This window comes from bacterium, assembly GCA_021372535.1.
Taxonomy (GTDB): domain Bacteria; phylum Latescibacterota; class Latescibacteria; order Latescibacterales; family Latescibacteraceae; genus JAFGMP01.
The window spans coordinates 43199-56253 of record JAJFUH010000015.1; the positions used below are offsets into that span (position 1 = coordinate 43199).

At 53.0% G+C, this 13055-nt stretch carries 10 protein-coding genes; 4 read left to right on the top strand and 6 right to left on the bottom strand.

Annotated features, from left to right (window positions below; genetic code table 11):
- Positions 1-36 precede the first annotated feature (36 nt).
- Both dinB and LLG96_01440 read right to left on the bottom strand, forming a co-directional pair.
- Positions 37-1257: a DNA polymerase IV gene (gene dinB, locus LLG96_01435; GenBank protein ID MCE5248861.1), complete on the bottom strand. Its 1221-nt coding sequence runs from the start codon at positions 1255-1257 to the stop codon at positions 37-39.
- 152 nt (positions 1258-1409) lie between these two features.
- A complete protein-coding gene (locus LLG96_01440) occupies positions 1410-3143 on the bottom strand; it encodes a glycoside hydrolase family 3 protein (GenBank protein MCE5248862.1) in 1734 nt (577 codons plus the stop codon).
- Positions 3144-3627: 484 nt separating this feature from the next.
- On the opposite strand from LLG96_01440, the gene LLG96_01445 reads away from it, so the two are divergent.
- The 4 genes from LLG96_01445 (at position 3628) to LLG96_01460 (ending at position 8419) form a co-directional block, all read left to right on the top strand.
- The gene (locus LLG96_01445) at positions 3628-5472 is read left to right on the top strand and encodes a bifunctional homocysteine S-methyltransferase/methylenetetrahydrofolate reductase (protein ID MCE5248863.1); all 1845 of its coding nucleotides are present in this window, start codon (positions 3628-3630) and stop codon (positions 5470-5472) included.
- Between the two features lie 324 nt (positions 5473-5796).
- The gene (gene thyX, locus LLG96_01450) at positions 5797-6522 is read left to right on the top strand and encodes an FAD-dependent thymidylate synthase (protein ID MCE5248864.1); all 726 of its coding nucleotides are present in this window, start codon (positions 5797-5799) and stop codon (positions 6520-6522) included.
- 172 nt (positions 6523-6694) lie between these two features.
- On the top strand, positions 6695-7495 hold the full coding sequence (locus tag LLG96_01455; protein ID MCE5248865.1) for a dihydropteroate synthase: 801 nt from the start codon (positions 6695-6697) through the stop codon (positions 7493-7495).
- A 93-nt stretch (positions 7496-7588) separates the two neighbouring features.
- The gene (locus LLG96_01460) at positions 7589-8419 is read left to right on the top strand and encodes an RraA family protein (GenBank protein ID MCE5248866.1); all 831 of its coding nucleotides are present in this window, start codon (positions 7589-7591) and stop codon (positions 8417-8419) included.
- A gap of 116 nt (positions 8420-8535) precedes the next feature.
- Here LLG96_01460 and LLG96_01465 read toward each other — a convergent pair whose 3' ends face one another.
- From LLG96_01465 to LLG96_01480, 4 genes are all read right to left on the bottom strand, one after another.
- Positions 8536-9351, bottom strand: a complete 816-nt coding sequence (locus LLG96_01465) for an RraA family protein (protein ID MCE5248867.1) — start codon at positions 9349-9351, stop codon at positions 8536-8538.
- Positions 9352-9449: 98 nt separating this feature from the next.
- Entirely contained in the window at positions 9450-10436 is a 987-nt protein-coding gene (locus LLG96_01470; GenBank protein MCE5248868.1) for an NTP transferase domain-containing protein, read from the bottom strand.
- A gap of 205 nt (positions 10437-10641) precedes the next feature.
- Complete coding sequence (locus LLG96_01475; GenBank protein ID MCE5248869.1) at positions 10642-11685, bottom strand: hypothetical protein; 1044 nt, start codon at positions 11683-11685, stop codon at positions 10642-10644.
- Between the two features lie 2 nt (positions 11686-11687).
- Entirely contained in the window at positions 11688-12545 is an 858-nt protein-coding gene (locus LLG96_01480) for an NTP transferase domain-containing protein (GenBank protein ID MCE5248870.1), read from the bottom strand.
- Between the last annotated feature and the right edge of the window lie 510 nt (positions 12546-13055).

Below are 13055 nucleotides of genomic sequence, written 5' to 3' on the forward strand. Positions count from 1 at the left end.
ATCTTTTCACACCAATACATACAGCTTTCTTCCCTTTTAAAAGTTTTTCTCATCATTGTTCGATAATCCTTCCCTTTTTGCATCCTTTTTTTTATTGCTATCTTTTGAATTCTTTATCAGCGACGCCCTCGTGATCGCCCCTTTTCCGAACCGCCCCCGTATATCGGCGAGCAGCTTCTCGACCTTTTCCTTCCGCTCCGATCCATGGTCAAAGAGCGAGGTCTGCGCCTCGAACTCGAACCCGGAGACCGACACGCCGATGAGCCGAACCTTTTTCCCTTTAAGATTCTCCTTTCGGAACAGGTCGCGCGCCTCACGGTAGATATCCTCGCCGGATACGATCGAGCGGTCGAGCGTCCGCGAGCGGGTCACCGTCCTGAATGTTTCGTCGCGGAGTTTGAGAGTGATGTGGTTCCCCTTCCGCTCTTTCGCAAGGAGCCGCGAGGCAACCTTGTCGCTGAGGGCGAGAAGTGTCCGCTCGACTTCGGCAGTGTCCGCGGTATCGATATCGAACGTGTACTCGGCGCCGACCTGTTTGCGGTCGCTTTCGGGGCTGACCGTACGCTCGTCGATCCCGTGCGCGAGATTGTGAAGGTGACAGCCGAGCTTTCCGAACATGCGATCGAGTTCATCGACCGGATAATCGCCGATATCGCCGATGGTGGTGAGGCCGAGCTTTTCGAGGGTTTTCCAGGTCGCCTTGCCGACTCCCCACATTTTACGGGCATCGAGGGGACGGAGAAAATCGAGCACCTCGTCATCGTTGACTACGACGAAGCCGTCCGGTTTTTCGAGGTCCGAGGCGATTTTCGCAACGAACTTGGTCGGTGCGATGCCGACAGAGGCGACGAGACCGGTATCTTCGAGGATGCGGCGTTTGATGGCGCGGCCTATCTCAACGCTCGTTCCGAAAAGACGGTGCGACCCGGAAACATCGAGAAACGCCTCATCGAGGCTCAGCGGCTCGACAAGCGGGGTGTAATGGAGAAAAATCGCCCGTATCTTCTCGGACTCCTCGACATACCGGTACCCGTGGGGTTTCAGATAGACGCCGTGGGGACATTTACGGTAGGCCTGGCTGATGGGCATCGCAGAGTGGACGCCGAATACACGCGCCTCGTAGGAACAGGCGGACACGACGCCGCGTGTTCCGGGAAGCGCGCCGACAATGACCGGTTTCCCGGCAAGGTCGGGATTGTCCTTGACCTCTACGGCTGCAAAAAAGCAGTCCATATCGACATGGATGATATCAGGCATTGAAACCTCGCTGAATATCGAGAGTATCGGATATCAGACTCACCGGGAATGCTCACGTGGCGGTCGAAAACCCGGATACATCACAGCAGAAACGTGTTCTCACAGACGGCATGTAAAATACAGCCACACCCGGCGCGCTTCAAAACACGCTTTCAGGCCGGAGGTTCGAGAATCCCCGCGATCCTGACCGGGGGCACCCCCTGCGGTGTAAGCCTGCCGAAAAGCGCCTCGAAACCTGCCCGTGCGCACGGGTCACCCACACCGAACGTAAAGACAAGCGTCCGGGCATCCTGCAGCTCACGGGCGATATACGGCGATGCCATGACGAGATATGCCGGTTTCTTTCCGAGCGAGCGGATTTTTTCGAGCAGCGCTTTATGGGAAGCGGGCATTTTGCCGCCGAGCGGGTCCCAGCTCAGAGGCTGAATTTTGAGGGCGACGATTACCGATTTCGCCTTCCGCACACCATCCGGCAAAGCATCAGCGCTGTCAGGCGGCGGATCGAAGACCGTGCCGCCGGGAACGGATTCGAGAAATACGGATTTCAATTCGGGGGCTCCGCTCTTTGAATTGGTCAAAATCACGAGCGCAGTGGAGTTATCGGCTTTGAGCGGCAGCCCTTCCGACCGTGGGGCGACGACTGCCTTGCGGGCTATGGCCAGCGCGGTCTCACGGTGCTCTGCGCAGCCGACAATCTTACGGGCTTCATCGAGCGACGGCGGCGCGGTATACGCCTTGAGGTAAGCTTTCAGCTCCAGAATCCTCCGGGCGGAAGCCTCGATACGGTCGGGCATGATCTTTCCTGAACTGGCTCCTTCCGCCAGCGCCTCGGCAGTTTTTTTGTTGTGCTGGGTCACGATGAGGTCCACCCCGGCGTTGACCGCATCATAAACCGAATTCGGAAACGGGAAGTTCTTCTCGATGGCATTCATGGCCATCTCATCGGACACGATAATCCCCCTGAATCCGAGCTTTTCGCGGAGAAGCCCGGTCAGCACCGGTTTTGAAAGCGTCGCGGGCCGTGACGGGTCTATCGCCGGAAATATGATATGCGCGGACATGATTGCCAGAAGCCCCTTTGGAATGAGGCGTTTGTACGGGAATAACTCAACCCGTTCGATCCGTTCGAGAGGATGATCGATGACCGGCAGGTCGAGGTGGCTGTTCACACTCGTATCGCCGTGACCGGGGAAATGCTTTGCTGTCGCCGCTGCGCCCTCAGCCTGCATTGCCCCGACAAACGCCTCCGCCATATCGGCGACCCGGACGGGGTCGTCGCTGAAACTGCGAATATTGATGATGACGTTATCCGGATTTATGTTGACATCGACGACTGGGGAACCGATGATATGAAAGCCCATGGCGCGGCACTCACGGGCGATTATACGCGCGATTTCCGCGGCATTCTGAGGAGAACCCGTAGCGCACAGCGCCATATTGGGAGGAGTCAGCGTACCGTCCTCCGTACAGATACCTCTTGTGCCGAATTCCGCATCGCACCCCATGAGAAGAGGAAAGCGAGCCCGGTTCCGGAGATCATCACGCCATGACACGATATAGTCGAGGGTACGGTTTTTCTCGAAGAAGGGTATCTCCCAGATGCCGCCGACTCTCCCCTGGCCCGCAAGCGCCTGCGCATCTTCGAGCTGCTGAGGGGACGCCACAAAGGACATGAGAATCTGGCATGCTTTTTCCTCGAGAGTCATCGCTTTCCAGGTATCTTCGAGCCACTGCCTGTCTTTTTCATCGAGGGTGCATCCGAAACTCGTGAGTACCCCGGCTTTTTTCTTTTCTGTTTCCGGCGATTTCTCCGTACCACAGCCGGATAACACAAGTGCGCATGGCACAGCCGCAGCAATATGTCGTACAAATTCACGGCGATTCAACACTGGGACCTCCTGGTTATCTTTCCGAATCTATGAACATTTAAAAATCTCCTCCGGCAGAGAACAGAAGGATTTTCTGGCTCCAGAGACAGACAAAATTATACTGACAATATACTTAAATTTTGTATTCCGGATAATGATAAATAATTCGTGTTTGCCAGATTCAACATTCATATTGACAATGAAGCGCATTTGGTTTATCATTAACGGCGAGCATTTTACGACGCATATCTTTCCCCTGCTCCCCGTTCGGAGTACGAAAAGCGTTTCATGATTATTATTCAGTTTGTACACTGAAAATCGAGCGTACTCATTGATTGGGGATCGAAACCGCACGGATTCTGTACTGCAGATTTTTTGCTACTTTCCCCATAGAATTATATTAATTGTGCTATACGTATGGTTGAAGAAGTTTCATTAACCATATCTCTATTCTTTCATACACTGGACATCAACCGGTTCTCTATTATGGAACGTACAAATTATGGGAAATCAGAATACGTTTCTGGATGAAATACGCAGCACCGTACTGATTGGGGACGGTGCTATCGGCACAGAGCTGTTCGCCCGTGGAGCCAGCCTCAACACCGGCGTGGAACGGTTGAATCTTCTGGCCCCGGATATGGTGCTGGAACTCCACAAGGATTATGTCGCGGCAGGCAGCAGAGTCATCGAGACGAATACATTCGGCGCTAACAGGCTGAATCTGGAAAAATACGGGGCGGGCCACGAAGCCCGTGATATCATTGCCGCCGGGGTAAAACTGGCGCGAAAGGCCGCCGGTAAAAACATCTATGTGGCCGGTTCGGTCGGCCCCCTGCCGCTCATCGAAGGCGAGCCCTTATCGGATTCAGAACAGGACTCATTGTTTTCGGATCAGATAACCGCTCTACAGGAGAGCGGAGTCGATCTCCTCATCTTCGAAACATTCATTGATCTCAATCAACTCCTGAGAGCGCTTGCCTTGGCGCGGTCGTTGACAGGTATCCCGATAATCGCCCAGATGGCTTTCGAGAGCGGGGGACGGACGGCGAGCGGCGACAGCGCTGAACAATTCCTCCAATCCTGTATCAAAGCCGGTGCCGATGTCGTGGGGGCGAATTGCGGCAGCGGGGTACAGTCGGTTGTCGATGCTATCGGAACAATCGCCCCGTTCGGCATACCCATGAGCGCATACATGAATGCAGGATTCGCCGAGCGGATCGAGGATCGGTTCATCTATATCGCCCCCCATGATTATCTGGCAAAAAAAGCCGCCGAGCTCGTTCACAGCGGCGTCCGGCTTGTCGGCGGCTGCTGCGGCACTGGCCCCGATACCATAAGGGCCATTGTCAAAGCGCTTTCCGAGGGAAAGTATGTCGTTCCGGCCCCGATCCATGTCGAGGCCAGACCCGCAACAGGAATCGAAGCGCTTCCCGAACCGGCTGTATCGAAAATACCCGCGCCGCCGCACGGTATTCTCGTGGAGCTCGACCCCCCGAAACGTCCCGACATATCCGCACTCCTGAAAAGCGCCGAGACACTCAAAAAGGCCGGTGTTCAAGCCTTTACGCTCGCCGACAATCCTCTCGCTTCCGTGCGGGTGGATGTTCTGACAGCGGCTGGAGCGCTCATGCAGAAAACGGGTATGCCGGTCATACCTCATCTCACAGGCCGTGACCGTAACCGTATAGGCTTGCAGTCAACCATACTGGGCGCCCATGTGCTCGGCATACGGTCGCTGCTCTGTGTTACCGGCGATCCGATCCGGATGTACCACGAAACAAACACCTCGGGCGTGTTCGATGTCACTTCGATCGGACTGGTAAAGCTCGTGTCGGAGTTCAACTCGGGGCAGCGGTTGAACGAACAGGGACATACATCCTTTTCCATCGGCGTGGCGCTGAATCCCAATGTCCGCAGTATCGACGGGCAGATCGGAAAACTCCGGCGAAAAATCGACGCGGGGGCTCATTTCGTACTCACCCAGCCGATTTTCGATATCGAACGTCTCGATACCCTGCAGGATGCGCTCGACAAGGCGCATATTCATATCCCGGTTTATATCGGCCTGATGCCGCTGAAATCCTCCGGCCAGGCGGATTATCTTCATTTCGAGGTGCCCGGTATTTACATTCCCGATACCATCCGTGAGCGTCTGGGGCGTTATACGGAGCCTGCCGACCAGCAGACGGAGGGGATCGCCATAGCACGGGAGCTTGTCGAGCGCATGGCGCCGCGGGTATACGGATTGTACCTGATTTCCTCGATGAACCGTGCGGAGCCGCTTCTTCCGGTCATCGAATCGATTCAGAGCCATGCGGTTTGGGGAAAGGAAATCAGCAAATAGATTACAGCGGATTTGCTATACCAGGACAAACGATACCGCAGACATGAAGCACATGTATTATACATGCCTGTCATGCGGAATTATCTTGATAACAGGTATGATAAAATCCTAAATTAAGAGAGCGGTGAAAGGTGTCTTTTTCACACGCCCGATAATGAAATATATCGCCCGTTTTCTGTCAAGGGCATGTTAATCGGCACTTCGTGCAGCCCCTTGACAGCATAGATTCACTCATACGGTGTTTTTCACCACGCTTTGTTAAGTGTGCAAATATTCTCGGTATATACAACATCCCGATACAACCATCCGGAAAAGTCGTATTCAATGAATCAGCCGAATATCAAGCTTCTCACATTCACCGCCGATGCGGAAAAACTTGTCTGCGCGGCGGCAAAACTCTGCTATGCCTCCGATCCCGGCACCATTTTCGATAATTCCGGGGATGAGATACGGAAATTTCTGGCGCGGCTCAGAAGCATGGGACACCTGAGTCCTTTCGAACATGCCTCGTATACCTTCCTCCTTGAGGGAATTTCGCGGGCGCTCACTCACCAGCTCGTCCGTCACCGTATAGCCTCCTATTCACAGCGGAGCCAGCGGTATGTCTCGCATGATTCGTTCGACTACATCGTTCCGCCGAGTCTCAGGGGAAAAACGGTCGAAACGGAAGATGGCTGTGTTGACGCCGAAATATATTTCAGGGATTTCATGAAGCATGCGGCAGAGACCTACCGTAGACTTTTAACCGCGCTCGGTGGTGAGCACGAATCGGCCATCGAGGATGCCCGGTATGTCCTTCCCAATGCGACCGAAACCAAAATCATGGTGACCATGAATGCCCGAGAGCTGTTCCACTTTTTCGGCGAGCGGCTCTGCAACCGCGCCCAGTGGGAAATCAGAACCGCGGCGGATGGTATGCTCGTACAGGTACGGGCGGTATCGCCCGTCATTTTCAGGGGTATCGGACCGAAATGCGTGCAGCTCGGTTATTGTCCCGAGGGGAAAATGTCCTGCGGCCGCATGAAAGAAATGAGAGAACGGTATCAGTAAACCACGAACCTGCGGAAGCGTGGTTATAAAACACGGTATATCAGGATAAAAGCTGTCAAGGGTCGGCACGAAGTGCCGATTGACAAGCCATCAACAGCAACAAAACAATACATTTCATTATCGCGCGCGTGGAAATGATACTTTTTCACCGCCCTCACAGGAGAGAAACAGCATGTTTACAGTAATCGGCGAACGTATCAACATGACCCGTAAATCAATCCGGACAAAGGTATGGGAACGTGACGAAGCCTTCATCCGCGCCGAAGCAGCCCGTCAGGCAAACGCCGGCGCAACCCATATAGACATCAATGCCGGCGGCGACCCTTCCAAGGAAGTCGATGACATGAAATGGCTTGCCGGAGTCGTTTCCGACGAGGTGAGCATTCCGCTCTCGTTCGATTCGGCGAATCCGGAGGCGATCAGGGCGGGCCTGGAAATCTGCAACCGTCCCGGAACAATAGTCAACTCGATCACCATGGAAAAAGAGCGCGTCGGGGGCATCCTTCCTCTTGTTAAAGAATTCAACACCGGAGTAATCTGCCTGACCATGAACGACCAGGGGATGCCGGAAGACTACGAGGGCAGGGCGCGGATCACCGACGATGTCATTGCCATGTTCAACGCCAGCGGCCTGTCGCACGACCGGGCGTACTTCGACCACCTCGTCCGTCCCGCCTCGACCAATCCCGGGCAGGCGCGGTTCATCCTCGATGCGGTGCGGTACACGAGGGAGACGTATCCGGAGGCGCACATCGCGCTCGGGCTCTCGAATATCTCGTTCGGCATTCCGAAACGCAACAACTTCAACCGGGCATTCCTTGCCATGCTCGTTGCCGCGGGTGCGGACGGCGCCATAATCGATCCGACCGAAGCCGACATGATGATCACCCTCTGTTCGGCCCGTGCGGTCATGGGATACGACGAGTACTGCATGGGATACCTTGAAAAGATGCGGAGCGAAGGTCTGGCGTAAGGAATATAAACGAATCGTGGAGATGAAGGTGCGAGGAGTTTTTTTAATGTAAATCCGGTTTCGGAACAGATGTCTATTAAAGGAGGCAGCTGCATGAGGACATTCATAATCCCGGTCAGTATATTCCTGTTCTTACCAGTCCTGTCGTGGTCTCAGAAAGCCGATAAAAAAATCCTTGAAAACGGCGTCAACTTCATCGCTACACATCCATACACCGCCGAAGAAAACGCCCGCTTGCTCAAACTCTACGAAAACCTGCGTGTCGCCGATGTTTCCGATGGCCTCGATCAGGTCGGCCTGCCGAACACCGGGCTTGTCGATCCTTCAATTCATCCCCTCTGGCAGGATTTCGAGAACCTGTCGCACATCATACGGGGTATAGCGCTCACCGTTCGCTTCGTACCGACACAACGACCGGACAGACCGGCGCCCGGTGAAAAATTCAGCGACTGGGAAGGCAATTTCTATGGCGCTTATTCCGCAGAGACCTTCATGTCGATCATTCAGCCCGGAAACGTCATTATCATCGACGATGTCGAGGAAAAAGACATCGGCTCGATCGGTTCGAACAATATTCTCGCATGGTATAAAGCAGGCGCAGTCGGCGTGGTGACCGATGCAAGCTCCCGCGACACGGACGAGGTGACAATCGAGAAAGTACCACTCTATCTCCTCAAAAAGGGCCGTGGAATCCGCCCCGGACGGAACGAGCTCGAATCGGTCAACCGTCCCGTAGAGATCGGCGGCGTGCTCGTCTGTCCCGGCGATGTTATCGTTGCTGACGGCGACGGCGTCGTCGTGGTACCGAGGAAGGTTGCCGAGGAAGTGGCGCTCAGGGCGCAGGAAGTGCTTGCGGGGGACAAGGAAGGCAGGCGCTCGCTGTATAAGAGCCTTGGTATCCCACTTGACAAAACGGTAAAATGAAAGCAAATCTGGTGATTACGCCATAATAACGACCTGAAATCGCTCATAATAATAAAGGGACGGCACATTCACCGTCCCTTTGTTTATTATATAATTTATTCAAACCTTACAGCTTCTCACAAATCTCCGAACGTGTCGTACACCTTGTCGATAGGCATGCCGTTTCGGATAGCCTCGCGCTCGGCGTTCTCGAAAGCCAGAATCTCCTCGGCGCGGAGGAGGACCTCGTCCACATAGAGCTTCGGAATAATCTGGAGACCGTCATCATCACCGAAAATGAAGTCACCCGGATTGACCACGACATAATGGGTCAGATGACCGCGTATGTGAATGGGCACATTGACCTCCAGGACACGCCAGCCGCCGTAAAAGTTCGGCGTTGTGCCGCGGGCAAAGTACGGGAAATCGCCGAGCTTGAATATGTACTGGGTGTCACGGGTCATACCGGAATTCACGATGCCGACACAGCCGCGCGACCGTGCGAGGTTGCAGCTCATTTCGCCGAACTGCGCAGCCTGCATATCGCCGCCGGTATCGAAAACGAGAACGGCGCCGGGGAAGATAGATTTCATCATCCTCTTCTGCGGTGAATCCTCCTTGAGCCATTTGAGCTGACGGGCGTCCTTCTCTTCCTCGGTCAGATGAGACTCAGTAGCGACCGAATGCCATTTAATCGGCAGACAGCGGCCTGCGATGATATCATGTTCCTTGAGCGCCCTCAAACCGTGATCGAGTATCGTGTTCACGATGCCGGAAAGCCACATGGCATCGCTTACACAACCACCGTACAGCCTCTTGTAGCGCTTGACGCGTTCCATATCATCAATGTCGAGAGTACGAATCACTTTGGGAGGATCAGGTACTTTATACGGATAATCCTCTCCGGTCACATCGGTATTGACAAAATCCGGCTTCGGCCTGTCAATCGCCATAAACACCCCCTGCTTAACCTGTAAAATATTGATTTATCGGGTATTATATAAAACACATAAAATGCCCGGCTTCGTTTGTCAAAGGCTCAAATTTACTATTATTCCATGTTAAAGTCAAGGCTGGAATTATCTCCGATAATAAGTCTCCTCGGCCGGTCATCGATGGTGGCATCATCCCCGATCAGTGAGCTTGCCACCGAGGCATTGGAAACACGGGCGCCGGTGCCGATAATACTGTCCGAGATAATGGAGTGATCGATAACGGCACAGTCGCCGACCGACACATAGGGCCCGATGATGGATGTGGTTATTTCCGCGTTCGGGGGAATCGAAACCGGCGGAATGATAATAGAGCCGGGAATGGTGATATCGTTTCCCTCGCGTTCGAGCATGTGACGGTTTGTTTCCATGAGTGAGCGGGGAGTTCCGCAGTCGAACCATTTGTCAATCATCAGCGGTTTGAACGTACAGCCGCGCTCGACCATGAGCCGGAAGGCATCGGTAATCTGGAATTCACCTCGTGTTTTATAGTCTTTCGTGATGATTTCGGACAGACACTCGAATAAAACACGGGAGTTTTTTATATAGTTGAATCCCACGATTGCCAGGTTCGACCGAGGTTTCGATGGTTTTTCCTCGAACTCGGTAATCAGTCCGTCATGGATATTCACCACACCGAAGCGACGGGGATCTTTAACTTTTTTGACCGCGATCAGCCCATCGGTTTCACACTGAGTGACTTCCGTAAGGTTTCCCTCGATGATTGTATCGCCATACACAATGATGAGATCGTCATCGCCGGCGGCATCTCCGGTAAGACTCACCGCGTGGCCGAGCCCGAGACGTTCCTCCTGAACAATGGTTTCTATGGTAAGACCGGGATAGTGGTTTTTCAGGTAACGGGTGATATTGAAACCTTCATCGCTGATAATGAGCACAAGGTGTCTGCACCCGAGAGGAAGCAGGCTATCCACTATATGAGCGATAATCGGTTTCGATCCGACATACAGGAGCGCCTTGGGTTTGGTGTGGGTGAGCGGCCTGAGCCTTGTACCCGAGCCAGCAACCGGAATAATCGCCTTCATTTCATAAACCTCTTAGCCCGACCTGTTCACAAAATTAATAGAACACGGATTTTCGCTGATTTGTTTTTATCACTTTGAATGTGGACGGCTGATAATTTCTAACCATAGTATAAATAATCAATTATATTTTTAATGTCTTAGTGTCTTAATGGTGAATTATTTATGAATAATCCGGGTCAGCATGTTGTGTATCAGCCATACCGGTTTAATCGCCATGGTTTTCCCTGCGGACGCCCTCGGAAGGAACCGGAAACATGATGGTCGTTATACCCGCTTCTTTCCACGCCCCGATCATGGGTTGAGGGTCCGGATTGAGGGCAAGTACGGTTCCGCCTTTCCCGGCTCCGGCAAGTTTTGCCGCAATCGCACCTGAATCGAGGGCAATTTGTATAATATGCTCGTTTACCTCCGACGATGAGCCGAAGGATCGGACAATCTCATGATTCTCGGTCATGGCTTCACCGAGCATTTCCCAGTCCCCGCATATGATGGCTCTCTTTGCCATGCGGGCTATATGTGCAAGACGGAGGACGCCGTTGACCACGACCATGTCCCCTTCAATCCAGCGATCGCGCACCGGTTTATGAACGGAGCCCGACACACGCTGAACACCGGTATGTGCAAGCACAACGGGAAGCGGGGGGGCAGTACGGGATAAATCCTCGACGGTGCCGAGCGGCTCCCGGTCAAGCGAGAGATAGTTTTCCTTATCGCTGAAATCGAGAAAATTGATCGAACCGAACACGCACATATAAGCATCCTGATATCCACAGACGATTTTCAGGAAATAGAGCTCGATATGCCGGACCGTTTCGGCAAGCATGTATCGGTTCTTTCGTGCGCTTTTCCACAGTTCCGATTTTTCATAGGCCTCGAATCGTGTTTTTCCCATCCATTCGAGGAGCGCGGCGACAAGGGCTGTCATTACCGCCGTCGAACCGGAAAGACCGGCGCGTACCGGGATGCGGGATGTTACAGTTATTCGAATCGGAGAGCTGCCGAGCTCGAAATATTCGACAGCGGCAAGAACGGCATCGAACATACCGCCGTCCTGAACGAGATCAGCCTTCGACCGTATCGTGCGGACGTGATTTTCGACCTCTATTTCAAGGGTATTCCAATCCTCGACCGTCACAAAAGCCCGCTCAACTGTCGAGCAGGAGATAACCGAGCCGCCATACATGTCGGAAGGATTCCCCACTATGCCGCAGCGCCCCGGAGCCGAATATGTGATTCTGTCCTCAGGCACCGTCATACCTCATGAAGCTTGAGACGCATATACTGGCGCACGAGGTACCCGTATTCGGGATCATCGAGGGCAAAATCGAGAAACGCCTTGAAATAGGACTCGAATCCACCTACATCATACCGGTGCTCGTCCTTGCGGAGCTTGACACCGATCACTTTTCTTCCCATTTTCAGGAGAGTGTTCATGGCATCGGTTATCTCGAGCTCGCCTTTTCTTCCCGCGGGGGTACGCCTGATGGCATCGAAGATCACCGGATCGAACACATACCGTGCGGAAATGGCAAGCCGCGAGGGCGCCTCGGCAGGAGCGGGCTTTTCAATAAGCTCTTCCACCTCGAACGTCGCTCCGGCACGGCCCTTCGGTTTTGCGATACCGTATTTGCGGACATCATCCTCGGCCACTTCCATGAAGGCCACGGTGGCACCGGCTCCCTCACTCTGGTGAACATCCATCATCCGCCTGAGCAGGCTCGAATGGCTCCCGCCGCGAATAACCGAGTCTCCGAGCGCCACAGCGAAATTGTCGCCATCCGTAAATTTTTCCGCGTACGAGATGGCATCCCCGAGACCGTTCTGTTCAGCCTGACGGATATAGAAAAAAGACAGATTGTTGAATGATTCGGGTTCGAGCCCTACTTCGCCCAGCTCGGGATTGTAATCGAAATGATCCTCGATGGAACGTTTTTTCCGCCCGGTGACAAAGAGGATGTTGTCCAGCCCGGCATCGACCAGCTCCTCGACAACATACTGCACGATGGGTTTGCGCCCGATGGGCAGCATCTCCTTCGGCTGGCTCTTCGTTGCGGGCAGAAGCCGCGTCCCCCGTCCCGCGACCGGTATGACAGCTTTCGTAATCGCCATAATTCCCCTTTCGTTAACCTTGCTTCAATTTTCACTTACAATGGTTCAAGATAGCAATCGGGAGACCTTCATGTCAAACAGAAACATCAAACTTGATATTACACCGTGGATAATATGGGGTATCTGCAAGGAACATCGTATGGATGGATTTTGTTCACGAAGATTGCATCTATTACAATAGTGTCCGGTTAAAATTGTAACAAAAACACGAAATACTTGAAAATTATGATTTTTCGTGTATATGGATTGTAAATAATATAATTGCTACCCCTTTTATCCACCCGAACTCACCCCTCAATCCTCCCCTTTCCAAAAGAAGGGCATCACCTGCTAACATTCTTTATTATCAAAGTGTTATGTGCGTGGTGAGTTTCAGTAACTAATAGTAGCAATACCATGTCCTACTGCAAACAACAAGGTATTCAATATTTTTCCGGACAGTTCTGATTATATAATCTGTATTACATTTTTCATAAAAACCCATTATATTATAATCACTGTTCATAGTAC

Excerpts from the sequence above, each read along its gene's own strand:
- dinB (MCE5248861.1), bottom strand. The coding sequence starts at position 1,257 with ATGCCTGATATCATCCATGTCGATATGGACTGCTTTTTTGCAGCCGTA.
- LLG96_01445 (MCE5248863.1), top strand. The coding sequence starts at position 3,628 with ATGGGAAATCAGAATACGTTTCTGGATGAAATACGCAGCACCGTACTG.
- thyX (MCE5248864.1), top strand. The coding sequence starts at position 5,797 with ATGAATCAGCCGAATATCAAGCTTCTCACATTCACCGCCGATGCGGAA.
- LLG96_01455 (MCE5248865.1), top strand. The coding sequence starts at position 6,695 with ATGTTTACAGTAATCGGCGAACGTATCAACATGACCCGTAAATCAATC.
- LLG96_01460 (MCE5248866.1), top strand. The coding sequence starts at position 7,589 with ATGAGGACATTCATAATCCCGGTCAGTATATTCCTGTTCTTACCAGTC.
- LLG96_01465 (MCE5248867.1), bottom strand. The coding sequence starts at position 9,351 with ATGGCGATTGACAGGCCGAAGCCGGATTTTGTCAATACCGATGTGACC.
- LLG96_01470 (MCE5248868.1), bottom strand. The coding sequence starts at position 10,436 with ATGAAGGCGATTATTCCGGTTGCTGGCTCGGGTACAAGGCTCAGGCCG.
- LLG96_01480 (MCE5248870.1), bottom strand. The coding sequence starts at position 12,545 with ATGGCGATTACGAAAGCTGTCATACCGGTCGCGGGACGGGGGACGCGG.